Source organism: Roseateles sp. P5_E1 (assembly GCF_054049335.1).
This window is the reverse complement of the sequence record NZ_JBFUMN010000003.1, coordinates 206,913-223,929: the sequence shown is the minus strand read 5'-3', so window position 1 is coordinate 223,929 and position 17,017 is coordinate 206,913. Positions and strand designations below refer to the sequence as shown.

Below are 17,017 nucleotides of genomic sequence, written 5' to 3'. Positions count from 1 at the left end.
GTTCGCCCCGGCGGACGACAGCCAAGCCCGAAGGTCGGTTGTCGCCGGCTGTTCCATCACACCCCCTCTGAGCCCGCCGAGCAGCGCAAGGCCTTGAGGGCGCGAGCGCAGCTCGCTTCAAGAGCTGACTCCGCGCAACTGTTTGAGCAGAGCGTAGCGGCGCGAGTTTTGCGCGGGCCCTCAAGGGCTGAGCAGCGCAGGGAACCCCGCAGCGCAGCGGAGGGGCGGGCGGATCGGGGGGCGACTTTTTGCCTTCTTTTTGGTCGCTCAAAAAGAAGGTCGCCCGCCGGGGCGACGTCCCGGCATGGGCATCACGCGCAGGCCAAATGACTCATCAGCAAGAGGCCGGTCGACTGGACATGAGCTCGCGGGTGCATCGCGTTGCGAGGCAGGATTCGTTGGGGTTCACGGTGTTCACCCCAGCCTGCCGAGCGTCATCGACCGACTCAGCTTGTCCGAGAGGCCGAGGTTTGGATAGCTGTTGTGAATTCGCTATCACCTATCTCTAGCTCCGGGCCGTCCGCACGGAATTCCCTGAGTTCGCGTAGCAAGGGCCCAACCGCCGAAGGTGAGAACGACCAACCTTCCACGCTTGACCAACCCTGAGTCAGCAAATATCCATTCTGAGTCCTGCAGCACCGCAGCCAGCCGGTGTACTGATCTGAGAAGTCATATGGCAGGTAAGCAGTCTCCCCGGCGCATAGAGATTGCGCCGTTTCCAGCCACTGCTCGTGTAGCCGCTTAAGAACTGCCCTGACCTTGGCCGCGTCTTCGGCCTGCGGAAGAAGCTTGTCATCGAGAGCAAGGTAGTAGGAATCACAGACCCACTCTCGACCGGCAAATCGCAAGGCGATGTCGCCATGACCGCTCTCGTTGTCCTCGAAATCAAGACTTAAGTGCATCGTCAATGGGAAGAGTTTCGAGCCTCAACCCCTCACCTCACCCTGCCCCAACACCACCCACTTCATCGACGTCAGCCCCTCCAGCCCCACCGGCCCGCGGGCGTGGAACTTGTCGGTGGAGATGCCGATCTCGGCACCCAGCCCATACTCAAAGCCATCCGCAAAGCGCGTGCTGGCATTGACCATCACGCTGGCCGAATCCACCTCGCGCAGGAATCGCATCGCGTTGGGATGATTCGTCGTCAGGATCGCATCCGTGTGATGCGATCCATAGCGATTGATGTGGGCAATGGCTTCGTCAAGTGAATCGACCACCTTGATGCTGATGATGGGGGCGAGGTATTCGGTGGACCAGTCTTCCTCGGTCGCCGGCATCGCACCAGGCACCAAAGCCAAAGTCCGCAGGCAGCCGCGCATCTCCACGCCCTTGGCCTTGAAGAGGGCCGCGATGCGCGGCAGGAAGGCCGGCGCCTGGGCCGCGTGGACCAGCAGCGACTCGGTCGCGTTGCAGGGGCTGTATTTCTGCGTCTTGGCGTTGTCGACGACCTTGAGCGCCTGCTCCAGATCCACCTCGGCGTCGACATAGCTGTGGCAGTTGCCGTCCAGATGCTTGATGACGGGCACCTTGGCCTCGGCAGAGATTCGCTCGATCAGCCCCTTGCCGCCGCGCGGAATGATGACGTCCACCCATTGCGGCGAGCTGATCAACAGTCCCACGGCGGCGCGGTCCGTCGTGTTGACGAGCTGCACGGCCGCGCGCGGCAGCCCGGCTTCCTCCAGTGATGCGGCCACCAGCTCGGCCAGGGCAAGGTTGGAGTGAATCGCCTCCGACCCGCCGCGCAGGATGCAGGCGTTGCCGCTCTTGATGGCCAGCGAAGCGGCCTCGATGGTCACGTTGGGTCGGCTCTCGTAGATCATGCCGAACACGCCCAGCGGCACGCGCATGTGGCCGACGCTGATGCCGGTCGGGCGGCGCTTCACGCCGGTGATCTCGCCGATGGGGTCGGGCATGGCGGCGATCTGCTCGCAGCCTTCGGCGACCGTCGCCAGGGTCTTGGCGTCGAGCTTCAGGCGGTCGCGCAGCGGGCCGCTGAGCTCGGCGGCACCGGCCAGGTCGCGGGCATTGGCGTCGGCAAGCGCCGGGCCGGCCGCGCGCAGGCGGCGGGCCAGGGCCAGCAGGGCAGCGTTCTTGGCGGCCGTGGGCGCGGCAGCCATTGCGGTGGCGGCGGCGCGGGCGGCGCGGCCGAGGTCGTCCATGTAGGCAGGCAGGCTCATGGCCGCCATTTTCGTCGACGACCCTCGACCTACAGCTTCGTAAGGTCTGGGCCGCCCTCCGCGCCGAACCAAGCCTTGCTCAACGCCTGGCGAGCGCTGTTCTCGGCGGCCGTGTCGCCGCGCTTCCTGTAGACCTCGGCCAGGGCCGCCAGCGCCCAGCCGTTGTTGCGCACGCGGGCGAGCGATTCCCGCAGGGCTTTCTCGGCTTCGTCCAGCCGCCCCTGGCGCAGGCGCACGGCGCCGAGGGACTGGCGCACCGGGTAGTACCAATAGGCCGGCTCGGTGTAGGCCAGGCCCTCCTCGATGGCGACGGCCTGCTCCAGTGCGGCGGCCGCGCCCGCCAGGTCGCCCTGGGCGTCGGCCAGGCGTGCCGTGGCGACGAGGCGGGCCGTCTGCGCGATGGCTTGAGCCGGAATGCCCCAGGCGTCGAAGGGCTTGAAGTCGGCGCCCTTCTCCAGCGCCGTGATCGCCTCGATCTCAAGCCGGGCCGCCACCGCGTCGTGGCGGGCGGCCTGGGCCAGCGCGCGGGCGTAGTGGTACATGACGCGCACCAGCACCAGGTCGTCGGGCGGCGCGGCCAGCTTCAGGATGACGTCGGGCGGGCTGAACTGGGCGTGCGTCGTGTAGGGCGCGGCCTTGACGGGCTGCATGATGGGGAAGGCCTTGACGACGTCGACGGGCATGGACGCGTCGAGCTTGGCCGCCGCGTCGATGGCCGTCTTGGCCGCGCCGCCCATCTGGGCCGACACCATCAGGAAATGGATGTTGTGCGGGTAGTAGGCCGAGCGGTAGAGCGGGTCGGACGGCGAGCTCTTGAAATAGGCCTCGTCGACGGCGATGGCCTGGCGGTTGGCATCCAGTGACTCGCGGTATAGGCCGACGCGGTAGTAGATGTGGGCCGGCATGTGCACGATGTGGCCGGCGCCGGGCATCTGCGCGGCCAGGCGGCGCGCGGGTTCCAGTGCGCGCTCGGGTCGCGTCGAGGCCTCGACGGCATGGATGTAGAGGTGGATGGCGGCGGCATGGTTGGGGCGGCGCTTGAGCACGGTCTCCAGCGCGGCCACGATGTCGGCGGTGCGGCCCTTGGGCTTTGCGCCGGCGGCCTCCCAGTAGTCCCAGGGCTGGGTGTCCATGGCCGCCTCGGCGTAGAGCACCTGCATCAGGTCCTCGCCGGGGAACTGGGCGGCGACGCGCTTCATCGCGTCGGCATAGGCGGCGTCCAGGGCACTGCGGTCGGCCGGTGGCTCAGCGGCGTAGCGCTGCTGCAGGGCCTCGATGAGGACGCGCTCGCGCGGCGGCAGCTTGTCCTTCAGCGCGACGGCGCGGGCAAGCGCCGTCCAGGCGGGCGCGTTGGCCTCGGCCTGCATGGGCACATTGATGTTGGGGCCCAGCACCAGCGCCTCGCCCCAAAAGCACAGGGCGCAGCCCGGGTCGAGCTTCTGCGCGGCCTGGAAGGCACGCTGGGCCTCGGCATGGTTGAAGGCGAAGGACAGGCGCAGGCCCTGGTCGAAATAGGCCTGCACCTTGGGCGACGCATGCTCAAGCTTGAAGCTCATGCGCCCCAAGTCCTTGTAGAGCGGCACGTCGCCCGGCGCGGCCTTCATGGGCGCGGGCTGGAAGGGCGCGGTCTCCGTCCTGGGCGCGGAGGCGGCCGAGGCCAGCAGGGCCTGCAGCAGCACGGGCCGACCGGCCACTGACGGGGCGCAGACGCCGCCGGGGCTGCTCAGCAGCGGGTCAAAGGCAGCGGCCGTATCGGCACTGCCGGCCAGGGCGACGAGGCCCAGCGCGGCGAGGGCCTGCAGCAGGCGGGTGGCGGGGTGATGGCGTGATGGCATGCGACCTCCAGGCCCGGCAGGGGCCAGGAGGGGCATGCTCGCACCAGCGCCGCGCGGCCGCAATCAGGGCCGGGTCAGGGCAGTGGTTTGCCCTCGGCGTCGCGAACCTCGGGCTTGCGGCCAATCGCTTCCAGCTGCGGCACGATCTTGGCCTTGTCGCCCACCGCCACGACGATGAGCTGGGCCGGGTCGAGGTGCTGTTGGGCGGCCTTCAGCGCGGTGGCAGCGGTGACGGCACCGACCTTCTTCGGCAGCTCGGTGATCGCGTCCAGCGGCCGGCCCGCGGACCAATTGCCCGAGTAGCCGGCCACGACCGCGAGGTTGGTGTCGAACAGGCCGGGCAGGGACAGCAGCTGGGCGTTGCGCACGCGGCCCAGCTCGGCCGCGCCCATGGGCTTGGCGCGCATGCCCTCGATCTCCTTCCACATGTCGACCAGGGCCGGGCCGGTCACGTCGGTGCGCACGCTGCCGCGGATGCCGAACTGGCCGCGCTCGCGGCCCATGGTGTAGCCGGAATGGATGCCATAGGTGTAGCCCTTGACCTCGCGCAGCTGGTTGTTGATGCGCGACGTGAAGAGGCCACCCAGGGCCGCATTCATGACATTGATGGCGGCTGCATCGGGCGCGGCGGCGAAGGGGCCGGGCGAGACGACGGCCAGGGCCGTCTGCGGCGCGCCGGGCTTGTCGACGACGACGGTGCGCGCGGCGATGGGCCTGGACGCGGGCAGCGGCGCGGCGGCTGCGGCCGCGCCCTCGCCCTTCCAGGCGCCGAACAGCGGCTCGATCAGCGCACGCAGCTCGGTCTCGGTCAGGTCACCGGCAACCACCAGGGCCGCGCGCTCGGGGCGGTAATGGGCCTGCCAGAAGGCACGCAGCGCAGCGCCATCCACGGCCTTGATGCTGGCCTCGGTGCCCAGCGCATTGGCGCTGAGCGGGTGGCCCTCGCCATAGGTCACGCGGTTGCCGACGGCATTGGCCAGCAGCGGTGCCTGCTCGCGCATCTGGGCCAGGGCGGCCAGTCGCTGCGCCTTCTGGCGCTCGATCTCGGGCGCGGCAAAGGCCGGATTGAGCGCCAGGTCGGCCAGCAGGCCCAGGCCTTCCTTGGCACTGGCCTTGAGGCCGGAGAAGTCGATGCGCGCCTCCTCGCTGCCGGCCTGGGCGTTCAGCGTGGCGCCCAGGGCCGCGGCAGCTTCGGCAATCTGTTGGGCGCTGCGCGTCTTCGTGCCCTCGGGCAGCATGGCGGCGGTGAAGCCGGCCAAGCCGGGCTTGTCCGCCGGGTTGGCGCCCTGGCCGGCACGCAGCACCAGGGCGGCACTCACCAGCGGCAGGCCGGGCTTGGGCGAGTAGATGACGGTCAGGCCGTTGGCCAGCGTGAAGCTCTGCGCGGCCGGCAGCGTCAGCGCCTTGGCCTTGGCGGCACCGGGCGGCTTGGCGCGCCAGGCCTCTGCCGCGTTCAGCGACTCGCGCTCACCCTTGGCGGCCTTGGTGGGCGCCGGCGGCGTGGCCACCTCGGGCGGCAGCACCTGCTCGCCAGGCTTCGCTTGCACGACGACGCGGCGGTCCTTCTTGAGCCATTGCGTGACGGTGGCACTGACGGCGGCCGGGCCCAGTTGCCCATAGCGCGCCAGATCCTTGCCGACAAAGCCGGGGTCGCCGGCCATCTGGTTGTAGTGGTTGATCAGATCGGCCAGCGACGTCACTTTCTCCATGCGCTGCAGCAGCTGGGTCTGGATGGTGGCTCGGGCCTGGCCCAGCTCGGCCTCCGTGGGCGGCGTGGTGGCCAGTTTGGCGATCTCCGCGTCAACCAGCCTCTCGATCTCGTCCAGTGACGCGCCGGGGCGGGCGACGATCTCGATGTTGAAGATCGAGCTCAGCGACTGCGAGTCCTGCCCCACCTGCACGCTCTGGGCGAGCTGCTTGTCGCGCACCAGCAGGCCGTACAGGCGGCTGGCCTTGCCGCCGCCCAGCACATGGGCGGCGACGTCCAGCTCGGCGTCACCGGCTGCGAACATGGGCGGCGTGTGCCAGGCGAGGTTCAGGCGCGACAGCTCGATGCGGTCGGTCACGACGAGGCGACGCTCCTTCGTGATCTCGGGCATGGCGACCTTGACCTCGGGCACCTTGGCGCCGGCCTTCAGCGAGCCGAAATACTTCTGCACCAGGGCCTTGGCCTGCTTGGGGTCGAAGTCGCCGGCCAGCACCAGGGTGGCGTTGTTGGGCCGGTAGTAGGTGCGGGCAAAGTCCTTCACGTCCTTGAGCTGGATGCCCTGGATGTCGGCATGCGAGCCGATGACGGCGGCGCGGTAGGGGTGGCCTTCGGGGTAGAGGGCCTGGTACATCGCCTCCTCGACGATGCCGTAGGGCCGGTTCTCGAAGCTCTGGCGGCGCTCGTTGCGCACCACGTCCTGCTGGTTGGCCAGGGACACCGAATCGACCTCGTCGATCATGTAGCCCAGCATGTCGGCCTTCAGCCACAGGCCGAGTTCGAGCTGGTTGGACGGCAGCGTGAAGAAGTAGTTGGTGCGGTCGAAGTTGGTCGAGCCATTGCTGTCGGTGCCGCCGGCGGCGTCGACGAATTTGTCGAATTCGCCGCGCGGGATGTGCTTGCTGCCGGCGAACATCAGGTGCTCGAACAGGTGGGCAAAGCCGGTCTGGCCCTTGGCCTCGTTGCGCGGGCCGGCATGCACCCACAGGTTGAAGGCCACCAGCGGCAGGCGGTGGTCCTCGACGAGGATGACCTCGAAGCCATTGGCCAGGGTGAGCTTCTCCTGGCGCACGGCGAGCTGGCCGGCCTCGGTGTTGACCGCACCCTTCATCGCGGATTCAGGGGCGGCGCCCGCGGGCAGGGCGGCCGAGAGGGCGCCGGCCAGGGCCAGCAGCGCGACGAGACGGCGGGGGGCGGGAGCTTTCATTCGTATCGGTCCTCGAAGGGCAATGCGGGATTGGGCGACGTGTTCAACACGGTGCGGAAGTGCCGGGAGTCACCATGAGCCTACCAAGGCGACAGCCAGGCGAGCAGTGCCAGCCAAAGTGGCGCCGTGGCGACGTAAAGGATGGTGGAGACGACAGTGGCGGCCGTGACCTCGGCCTCCAGCGCGCGGTAGCGCTGGGCAAAGATCAGCGCGTTGGAGCCGGTCGGCAGCGCCGCGATCATGACGATGACGGCCAGCGGCATACCATTCAGCCCCAGGCCCCAATGCGCGACGCCCAGCACGACGGCCGGCATCAGCAGCAGCTTGGCCAGCACCAGCCCGGCCAGGCCGCGCCATGTGCGTGGCCAGCCGTAATAGGCCAGCGACATGCCAATCAGCGTCAGGCACAGCGGCACGACGGCCGTGCCCAGGCTTTGCAGCGCCTCATCGGCCACGGCGGGCAGGGTGAGGCCAGTCGCGTTCCAGGCCAGGCCGGCCAGCACCGGCAGCACGACGGGGTGGATGACGGTGTTGCGCACCGTCTGCAGCAGCGTGCCGGCCAGATTGCCGGTGCTGCGCTCACGCGCCAGGTCGAGCTCGACGATGGCGGTCAGCAGCGTGAGTATCGACAGCGCATGCAGGCTCACCACGGCGATGTGGATGGCCAGGCCTTTCTCGCCGAACACGCCGGCCGCGACCGGCAGGCCCACCTGCAGCGTGTTGCCGAAACCCGCCGTGATGGCCCTGACGCTGGGCGCGACGACGTTCTCACCCGGCTTGCGCAGCCCGCGGTACAGCACATAGAGCAACGCGATCAGCACCAGCACCGGCACGAAGAAGGCGAACAGGAAGGCCCAGGGCAGCGCCGCCGTATCCAGCCGCGCCGTGGTGCGGAACAGCAGGGCCGGCACGAAGATGTAGAAGGCTGCATTGGCCAGCACACGGGCCGGGTCGCTGTCACTGCCCGCCTCGCCACCACCCAGCCAGCGCATGCGGCCGACCGCCCAGCCGATGGCCACCGCAACCAATATCGCCAACAGCTTGGCCGCAATTGCCCAGGTCATCTCAGGCCCCTCGCCCAGTCGCGCCGCGCTGGACGCGGGCGCGCCTGGTCGGTCCCCCGAGGGGACGGCGATGCTCGCGGCATCGAGCCGCAAGCACATCGCCATCGCGGGCCGGCTTGGGAGCGGCCCGGCGCTCGGCCCGAAAGGCGTCAGAGAACATCATGCCAACGGCAGGCGCAATTCAAAGACGAAACTGCTGCCCTGCCCGGCCGTGCTCTGCACGAGGATCTGGCTGCCCATCAGGCGCACCAGCTGCTGGCTGATGGACAGGCCCAGGCCTGTGCCGCCGAGGTGGCGCGAGGCGTCGGACACCTGCTCGAAGGCCTGGAAGAGCCGCGCCTGCTGGGCCGGTGTCATGCCGATGCCGGTGTCGCTGACCTCGAAGCGCAGCCGCGTGTGCCTGGCATCGAGCTCGACGACGCGCGCGTCGAGCTGCACGCTGCCGCTGTCGGTGAACTTGACGGCGTTGGACAGCAGGTTGAGCAGCACCTGGCGCAGGCGCTGGCCGTCGGCGATGACCTGGGTCGGCAGGCGGGCGTCGATGTCCAGCCAGAAGGCCAGGCCCTTCTGCTCGGCGCGCAGGCGCACGCTGTCGCAGGCCATGTCGACGAGGGCGCGCAGGTCCACGGACGCCGGCTTGAGCGAGACCTTGCCGGCCTCGATGCTGGCCATGTCCAGCACGTCGTTGATCAGCTCCAGCAGATGCAGGCCGGAGTCACGCATCAACTGCAGCTTGGCCTGCTGGCCGGCGGGAATGGCGGCATCCATCTGCATCAGCTGCGTGAAGCCCAGGATGGCATTCAACGGCGTGCGGAACTCGTGGCTCATGGTCGCCAGGAAACGGCCCTTGGCCTGGTTGGCGCTTTCGGCGCGCAGCTTGGCCTCGCTGAGTTCGGCGGTGCGCTCGTTGACGAGTTCTTCGAGGTGGTCGCGGTGGCGGGTCAACTCGGCCTCGGCCTGGCGGCGCAGCGAGATGTCGCTGACCATGCCCTCGATGCGACGCTGGCCGCTCTCGCCCTCAACCCAATGCGCGTTCAGCTCGACCCACAACGGCCGGCCACCCGCGCCGCGAAGCTGCAGTTGGCATTGCTGGATCTTGCCCTGCTCGTTCATGACGGCAGCGACGCGCTGCATCTCGTTCCGGTCAATGCCTGACAGCTCGCGCAGCCGCCGCCCGACGGGGCTTTGCGAACCCAGGCCCAGCATCTGCGTGAAGGCGCGGTTCATGCTGAGCACGCGGCCATCGGCGTCGGCCTGGAAGACGCCCTCGGTCGCGTTCTCGAACAGGCTGCGGTAGCGCGCCTCGCTGGCGCGCAGGCCTTCGGAGCTGAGCTGCACCTGGTCAGCCGCGCTGCGCAGCTTCAGGCTCATGGCGTTGAAGCGCATCGTCAGCTCGCCGATCTCGTCGCCGCGCTCCACGGTCTCCTGCGCACCGAGGTCGCCCTTGGCAACGCGCTGGGCCAGGGCGCCCAGCTTCAGCACCGGCCGGCGCACCAGCCATTGCACGAGCAGGGAGCTGGCGATGACGATGCCGATGACGACGACGGCCAGCAGCTCGACGACGAAGAGGCGGGTGCGGCTGATCTGCTCGTCGATGAGATCACGCGTGACGGTGAGAACGGCCGAGGCGACCTGGGTGCCGGCCGTGTCAGCCGCGGGCTGGTAGGTGATGGCGAACTCGCGTCGCAGCGGCCCCACGGCCGGGGTGTCGCGGCCGCGCCGCGCCTGGCCGCCGCGCAGGCCCAGGCCCTTGAGCTCGATGGCATGCACCTCGGGGTCGGCCATGACGGCGTCGAGCAGGTTCTCGATGGCGACATGGTCTAGGTTCCAGATCGGGCCCGCGAAACCGCGCTCGATGAGGCCAGCCATGCGCGCCTCGCGCTGGCGCAGGCCGGCCATCAGCTCGGCCTCTTCGTGTGTCGTCCAGTACCAGCCCACCGCCAGCACCAGCAGGCTCGCAACCAGCGCAATGCCGGCCGTCAGGCGCGTCTGTATGCCGATGCTGATCGGTGCCAACGCCATCCCCTCTCCCCCGGTGCAGCCTTGTCAGGCCATGCGGCGAGCATAAATGCTGTGGCGCCGCGAATTTCCTGCCCGCTCAGCTCTTGGCCGCCGTCTTCTTGGCTGCCACCTTCTTGGCAGCAGGCGCCTTGGCAGCGCGCGGCTCGAACTCGAAGATGACCTTGCCTTCCTTCTTGTCATAGGCCAGGAAGGCCTTGAACTTGCGGCGCGTCTTGTTGGAGACGAAGTTTTCCAGCAGGTCGGTCTTGCCGTTGGCCAGCAGCTTGTGCACCTGGGCCGGCTCGATGGGCTGGGTCAGGATGACCTTGCCGGTCTTGAAGTCGCAGGTGACGGTGGCACCGACCGAATGCTCACAGACGTAGTTGGCGCCGTGCTCGTAGACGTGGCCCTTGCACTTGGGGCAGGCCCCGAGCGAGTTCTGGCCGGAAAAGTCCACCGGTTCGCCATCGCCCTCGGCCTTCTTGGCGTCCTCGCCGAAGTCGAATTCCAGCTTCCAGTTGGCGATCTCCTCGTCATAGACCAGCGCCAGCTCGGCCGTGAAGGGCCAGCCCGCCTTGGAGCGGAAGCCTTCCAGCGGGCCGATCTTCTTGTTCGCCAGGAAGGTCTCGACCTCGTTCAACTCGAAGCTGCGCCCACCCGGGATCTTGCCGATGGAGAAGCCGCAGGCGTCCTCACCCGTGCCGCTCTTGCCGGTGCAGGTGAAGCGCCGATAGTTCTCTTTCACGATGCCGCCGCACTTGGGGCAGGGCGTCTTCAGCGTCGCATAGTCGCCGGGGATGGTGTCGCGGTCATAGCCCTTGGCCTTGGCGACCATCTTCTCGGTCATGGTCGCGATCTCGGCCATGAAGACCTCGCGCTTCAGTCGCCCCTTCTCCATCTCGGCCAGCTTGTATTCCCAGTCGCCGGTCAGTTCGGGCTTGGTCAGGTCCTCCACGTCCAGGCCGCGCAGCAGCGTCATCAGCTGGAAGGCCTTGGCGGTCGGGATCAGCTCGCGGCCCTCGCGCAGCATGTACTTCTCGCTGATGAGGCCTTCGATGGTGGCCGCGCGCGTGGCTGGCGTGCCCAGACCCTTCTCGGCCATGGCCTCGCGCAGCTCGTCGTCGTCGATGAGCTTGCCGGCGCCTTCCATGGCGGACAGCAGCGTCGCTTCGGTGTAGCGCGCCGGCGGCTTGGTCTGCAGCGCCTTCACGTCCACGCTCTCGGTGCGCACGACTTCGTTCGGCTGCACCGGTACGAGGTTGGCGTCTTCATCGTCCACGTCCTTGCCGTAGACGGCCAGCCAGCCCGGCTTGACCAGCACCTTGCCGTTGGTCTGGAAATGGTGCTTGTTGTCGATTTTCGAGATACGCGTCGTGACCAGGAACTCGGCCGGCGGGAAGAACACCGCCAGGAAGCGCTTGACGACCATGTCGTAGAGCTTGGCCTCGATCTCGGTCAGGGCCTTGGGCGCCTGCAGCGTCGGGATGATGGCGAAGTGGTCCGACACCTTGGCGTTGTCGAAGACCTTCTTCGTCGGCTTGATATAGCCTTCTTTCAGCGACGTGGCGGCATGCTGGGACAGCGCGGCCAGCGGGCCCGGCAGGTCCTCGGTGGCCAGCATCTTGGCCGTGTCCTTGGCCACGGCCACGTAGTCCTCGGGCAGGAAGCGCGAGTCCGTCCGCGGGTAGGTCAGCACCTTGTGCTTCTCGTACAGCGCCTGGGCGATGGACAGCGTCGTCTTGGCCGAGAAGCCGAAGCGCGAATTGGCCTCGCGCTGCAGCGTCGTCAGGTCGTAGAGGCCGCCGCAGCTGGTCGTGCTGGGCTTGCTTTCCTCGGTGACGACGGCGGGCTTGCCGAGCACCGCCTTGGCGATCTCGTCGGCCTCGGCCTGGGTCCAGAGGCGGTCGGCCCGGCGCTCCAGGTCGTCGTTCTTCTTCCACGCGGGGTCGAACCACTTGCCTTCGTACTGGCCGGCCTGGGCGTCGAAGTTGGCGCGCAGCTCCCAGTAGTCGCGGGCGACGTGCTTGCGGATCTTTTCCTCGCGCTCGACGACGACCGACAGCGTCGGCGTCTGCACGCGGCCCACCGTGGTCAGGAAGAAGCCGCCGTCGCGCGAGTTGAAGGCCGTCATGGCCCGCGTGCCGTTGATGCCCACCAGCCAGTCGGCCTCGGAGCGGCAGCGCGCGGCGTCGGCCAGCGGCAGCATCTGCGCGTCGCTGCGCAGCTTCTCGAAGCCCTCGCGGATGGCGGCCGGCGTCATGGACTGCAGCCACAGCCGCTCGATGGGCTTGTTGAGCTTGCCCTTGGCCGGCTGGGCGTACTGCTCGATAAGCCGGAAGATCAGCTCACCCTCGCGGCCCGCGTCGCAGGCGTTGATCAGCGCCGTCACGTCCTTGCGGCGGATCAGCTTGGCCAGCGCGTTGAGCCGGCCCTTGTTCTTGTCGATCGGGTTGAGGTCGAAATGCGGCGGGATGACGGGGAGGTTGTTGAAGCTCCACTTGCCGCGCTTGACGTCGAACTCCTCGGGCGCCGCGATCTCCACCAGGTGGCCGACGGCCGAGCTGACGACGTACTGCTCGTTCTCGAAGTGGTCGTCGTGCTTGTCGAACTTGCCCGCCACGGGTGTCAGCGCGCGGACGATGTCCTGCGCGACGGAGGGCTTCTCGGCAATGATCAGAGTCTTGCTCATCGGTCTTTCAATCAGTTGTCAGTTCGTCTTCCCGGGCCGAGCGCCGGGCCGTTCCCAAGCCGGCCCGCCGGGCGATGTGCACGCGGCTCGAAGCCGCGTGTATCGCCGTCCCCTCGGGGGACCGGCCAAGGTAGTCCTTGGACGAGGGGTCTCATTCTTGCTGCCTACAATCCGGGCCTCGCGCGCACGCCTACGCACACGCGCACCCATGAAATCACCGTACCACAGCGCCGATGACCGCCAAATCCCCGCGTCCTGCCCCGCGCCGCAAGATCGAAGTCCGTGATTCCGGCGTGCATGGCCGGGGGGTTTATGCAGCAGCTCCCATCGCCGCCGGTGCGCGCATCATCGAGTACACCGGCGAGCGCATCACCTGGGAGCAGGCGGTTGACCGCCATCCGCACGACCCGGCCCAGCCCAACCACACCTTCTACTTCCACCTCGACGGCGGCCTCGTCATCGATGCGCTGTATGGCGGCAATGACGCGCGCTGGATCAACCACGCCTGCGAGCCCAACTGCGAAGCCGACGAGGTCGATGGCCGCGTCTTCATCCAGGCCCTGCGCGATCTGGAGCCCGGCGAGGAGCTGTTCTATGACTACGGCCTGGTGCTGGACGACCGCCACACGGCCAAAGTCAAGAAACAGTTCGCCTGCTGGTGCGGCGCGCTGACCTGCCGCGGCACCATGCTCGCCCCCAAAACCCGCAAGTCGGGGCGCTGACCTGATGGAACGGCGCCACCTCGCCGAATGCGGCTCGACCAACACCGAGGCGCTGGCGCATCTGCGTGAGGGCGGCGGGGCGCTGCTGGTTTCGGCCTCGCGCCAGACCGCGGGTCGTGGGCGCCTGGGCCGGGCTTGGCTGACTGAACAGGGGGGGGATGACGCCGCGCTGACTTTCTCCATCGCCTTGCCACTGCCGGCCGCGCTTGACCTGAGCGGCCTGTCCCTCGCCGTGGGTTGCACGGTGGCCGATGCGCTGGACCCGGCGGGCCGGCACATCCAGCTCAAATGGCCCAACGACCTCTTCCTGGATGGCGCCAAGCTCGGCGGCATCCTCATCGAGACCGTGCCGTTGCCGGTGGACCAGCGCGGCGTCGTCATCGGCATCGGCCTCAACCTGCGGCCCTTGCCCGAAGGCGCCGACCGCACCGCCTTTGCCAGCGGCCACGCGGCGCTGCAGACGCTGAACCCGGCCGCCACGGCCACCGAGACGCTGGACCGCCTGGCCCCCGCACTGCGTGGCATGCTGGCCGATTTCGAGACCCTGGGCTTTGCGCCCTGGCAGGCCGCATTCGCGCGCCGCGACCTCGCGGGCGGCCAGCGTGTGCGCGTCGGCGAGCAGGCCGGCACCGCACGCGGCGTCAGCGAGCGTGGTGAACTGCTGCTGGAAACCGCCGCTGGCCTGCTGCCGATCAGCGGAGGCGAACTGAGTCTCAGATTGGAGAAATCGCTGTGATGCGCGTGGTCGTGCTGGTACTGCTGGCGGTGAACGCCCTCTTCCTTATCTGGTCGCGAGGCTGGCTGGACACCGTCACGGGCCTGCCGGCCGAGGGCGGCCGCGAGCCGCAGCGCGTCAAGGCCCAGCAGCATCCCGAACGCATCCAGCCCCTGGCCGCCAGTGCGGCCGCCGTCGCCGCCCAGCGCAGCTGCCTGGAACTGGGCCCGCTCGATGGCGATGCGGCCCTCGCCGCCGCCCAGGCCGCCTTGAAGGCTGCCGGTGCTGAGGCCCAGGTGCGCAGCAGCGAGCAGCCGGGCGTGTGGGTGGTGGCGACCATCAAGCTCGCCGACCCCGAGTTCCGCGCCCGCAAGGAAGCCACCTACAAGCAGCTGCGCATCAACTTCGAACCGCTGGACGGCCTGCCCGCCGAGCAACCGGCCTTCGTGCTCAGCAAGCACCCCAGCCAGGCCGAAGCGAACGCCCAGGCCGAGAACTTCGACAAACGCGGCCTCAAGGGCCTGCGCGTGCTGACGCTGAAGGCGCCGCTGGCTCGCCACAGCCTGGTCATCAATCAGGCCGACGGCCTGCTCGCGGCCCGGCTCAAGGCGTCCAAGGACGCGGCCCTGGCCGTCGGTTTCAAGGCCTGCAGTGCGGCGCCCGCCGCAGCCGCATCAGCGGCCAGCAGCTGAGCGTCGCAGCGCCGACGCCGCCAGCAACAGACCAGCCAGCCAGGCCGCGCTAGCTGCGCCGCCGCCGCCACCACCCGACGAGCCGCTCGACGAAGACGCTGCCGCGACGCTGATCGTCGCCGACTGGCTGTAGACGACACCGGCGTTGTCGGTCAGGTCGGCGCGCACCGTGAAGCTGCCGGCCGCCGTCGGCGTGATCGTCGCCGCGGCCGTGCTGGCGCCGGAGGCAAAGGCCGTCACGATGCCGCCGCCATCGACCAGCACCCAGGCCGTGGAGGCGACCGAGCGGTCCCCGGGCAGGCCGGTGGCCGTGACGGTCAGTGTCAGCGTCTGGCCAGCGGTCAGGCCGCTCGCCGGGCTTGGCGTGATGGTCACCGTCGTGCCGTTCAGCGCCTGGGTCGCGGCCACGGCCGCAGCGGCGTCCACCATGCCGGCGCCGCAGGTGCTGGTCGTGCAGTAGCACTCGTCCTGCGCCGTGGCACTGGGTGCCTTGCATTGCGGCGGGTTGCCATCCGCGGCGCTGCCGCCCCCGCTTGTCGGGAAGGGGCGCGCCGTGCTCTTGAGGATCTGCGTTGCCTCGGCCGAGGTCAGACCCGGACGCACGGAGGCCATCAGCCCGACGATGCCACTGACGATGGGTGCCGAGAAGCTCGTGCCCACCGAGGCGCCGCTGCCGGTGTAGGTGTCTGCGCCCGCCACTGGCGTCGTCGTGCCCGAGTTGGTCGTGCTGACCATGGGATAGAGGCAGGCTTGGTTGGTCAGCGTGTTGATGCAGTTGCCGCCCGGCGCGGCGATGGTCACCTCCGTACCGAGGCTGGAGAAGCCGACCTTGGTGCCGACATGACGCAGCGCCGCCACCGTGATGACGCCGGGGCAGTTGCCCGGCAGGCCGACGGCCTGGCCTTCGGAATTGCCGGCCGCGACGACGATGGTGACACCGGCCGCGTTGACCTGGCTGATGACGTCACGGTAGAGAGCGCCCGTGCCCGTGGTGCCACAGGTCCCGCTGCCGCCCAGGCTCATATTGAGCACCTTGGCCTTGTTCGCATTGGCCGGCAAGCCCGGCACGGCAATGCCGGCAGCCCACTTCATGCCAGCCATGATGTCGCTGTCATAACCGCCGCATTTGCCCAGCACACGCACGGGCAGGATCTTCAGGCCCCAGCCGACGCCGGCCATGCCCAAGCCATTGTTGCTGCTGGCGGCGATCAGGCCGGACACACGGGTGCCGTGCCAGGAGCTGTTGCCGATGTCGCTGCTGTCGCAGCCACTGCCCAGGGCGCCGCCGTTGATATCGGTCTGGCTGACCCAGTCGCCCGGGTCGGACGGGTCGTTGTCAGCACCGCCACCGTCATTGGCGATGGCAATCGACGTCGCTTGCTGGCTGTTGCCGGCGCTGCCGAAGCCGATCATGTCGTAGCCGCTGACGAATTGACCCGACAGGTCGGGGTGATCCAGGCGCACGCCGGTGTCCAGCACGGCGACTATCGTTGTGGCGGTGCCGGTCGTGGTGTCCCACGCTGCCGGCGCATTGATGCTGGAGACAACCTGGCCCGGCGTGGCGCTGGGCTTCTTCAAGTACCACTGGTCGATGGTGCGGGCCTGCACACCACCGACGGTCGATTCAGGGTTCACGTCCGCGCCACCGAACAGCGGGTCGTTGGGGAGGCGGGCATGCTTGCGGCGTTGGTCGACGACCACCAGCTCGACCTCGGCATCGGTGGCCAGCTTCTTTGCCAGCGCGGCACCGGTCATGCCCTTGGCGATGACCACATGGGTGCGCTCGTCCAGGCTGATGCCGGCCGCCAGCCGCTGGCCGCTGCGCAGGCCCAGGGCCGTCGCGCGCGTCTGCGCCACCTCGCGCGCCTCGGCCCGGGTGGCCCGCAAGGCCAAGGCCTTCGCGCGCACGCTGTCGGCCTGAGGCTTGAAGCGCACGATGACGCGGGCTTCGGTGTCTGGCGTCTGGGCCAGCACGGGCGCGGCCATCACGGTCAGGGCGGCGATCAGCAGCGGACGCAAGGACTTCATGACGGCGAGCTCGAACGGGCGGGGCGGCCAGTTTAGGCGCGCCCTTGTGAAGCAATCGCAAACAAGTGTGGGGCGCAAGAAAGCAGAAAGGCCAGCCGATCGCGAGATCGACTGGCCTTTTCAGCGGTATTCGGGCCGAGCGACGGGCCGCCCCTAGCCGGCCCGCCTGGCGATGTGCTTGC

Annotated in this window: 11 protein-coding genes; 3 read left to right on the top strand and 8 right to left on the bottom strand. The window is 68.8% G+C overall.

The genetic code is table 11. The features are described from left to right. Positions 1-446: 446 nt before the first annotated feature. The 7 genes from ACXJKJ_RS05250 to ACXJKJ_RS05220 form a co-directional block, all read right to left on the bottom strand. A complete protein-coding gene (locus ACXJKJ_RS05250; RefSeq protein ID WP_457389354.1) occupies positions 447-902 on the bottom strand; it encodes a hypothetical protein in 456 nt (151 codons plus the stop codon). A gap of 24 nt (positions 903-926) precedes the next feature. Next, positions 927-2,186, bottom strand: a complete 1,260-nt coding sequence (locus tag ACXJKJ_RS05245) for a glutamate-5-semialdehyde dehydrogenase (protein ID WP_457389353.1) — start codon at positions 2,184-2,186, stop codon at positions 927-929. 20 nt (positions 2,187-2,206) lie between these two features. Then, the gene (locus tag ACXJKJ_RS05240; RefSeq protein ID WP_457389352.1) at positions 2,207-4,012 is read right to left on the bottom strand and encodes a hypothetical protein; all 1,806 of its coding nucleotides are present in this window, start codon (positions 4,010-4,012) and stop codon (positions 2,207-2,209) included. 74 nt (positions 4,013-4,086) lie between these two features. Beyond that, positions 4,087-6,924, bottom strand: a complete 2,838-nt coding sequence (locus tag ACXJKJ_RS05235) for a M16 family metallopeptidase (protein ID WP_457389351.1) — start codon at positions 6,922-6,924, stop codon at positions 4,087-4,089. 80 nt (positions 6,925-7,004) lie between these two features. Next, positions 7,005-7,988: an AEC family transporter gene (locus ACXJKJ_RS05230; RefSeq protein WP_457389350.1), complete on the bottom strand. Its 984-nt coding sequence runs from the start codon at positions 7,986-7,988 to the stop codon at positions 7,005-7,007. Positions 7,989-8,147: 159 nt separating this feature from the next. Continuing rightward, positions 8,148-10,010: an ATP-binding protein gene (locus tag ACXJKJ_RS05225; RefSeq protein ID WP_457389349.1), complete on the bottom strand. Its 1,863-nt coding sequence runs from the start codon at positions 10,008-10,010 to the stop codon at positions 8,148-8,150. Positions 10,011-10,086: 76 nt separating this feature from the next. Then, positions 10,087-12,678: a DNA topoisomerase III gene (locus ACXJKJ_RS05220; RefSeq protein WP_457389348.1), complete on the bottom strand. Its 2,592-nt coding sequence runs from the start codon at positions 12,676-12,678 to the stop codon at positions 10,087-10,089. A 233-nt stretch (positions 12,679-12,911) separates the two neighbouring features. On the opposite strand from ACXJKJ_RS05220, the gene ACXJKJ_RS05215 reads away from it, so the two are divergent. Genes ACXJKJ_RS05215 through ACXJKJ_RS05205 form a run of 3 tightly spaced genes read left to right on the top strand, consistent with a single transcriptional unit; the run spans position 12,912 to position 14,807 of the window. Further along, positions 12,912-13,400, top strand: coding sequence for an SET domain-containing protein (locus ACXJKJ_RS05215; RefSeq protein ID WP_056199773.1), 489 nt, complete (start codon positions 12,912-12,914; stop codon positions 13,398-13,400). Between the two features lie 4 nt (positions 13,401-13,404). After that, positions 13,405-14,136, top strand: a complete 732-nt coding sequence (locus ACXJKJ_RS05210) for a biotin--[acetyl-CoA-carboxylase] ligase (RefSeq protein ID WP_457389347.1) — start codon at positions 13,405-13,407, stop codon at positions 14,134-14,136. Next, positions 14,136-14,807 (top strand): hypothetical protein, encoded by a 672-nt coding sequence (locus ACXJKJ_RS05205; protein ID WP_056199777.1) that lies wholly within the window; start codon positions 14,136-14,138, stop codon positions 14,805-14,807. Before ACXJKJ_RS05210 ends, ACXJKJ_RS05205 begins: the two co-directional genes overlap by 1 nt. Here the strand turns inward: ACXJKJ_RS05205 and ACXJKJ_RS05200 are convergent. Further along, a complete protein-coding gene (locus tag ACXJKJ_RS05200) occupies positions 14,790-16,835 on the bottom strand; it encodes a S8 family peptidase (RefSeq protein WP_457389346.1) in 2,046 nt (681 codons plus the stop codon). The genes ACXJKJ_RS05205 and ACXJKJ_RS05200 overlap by 18 nt on opposite strands. Positions 16,836-17,017 lie beyond the last annotated feature (182 nt).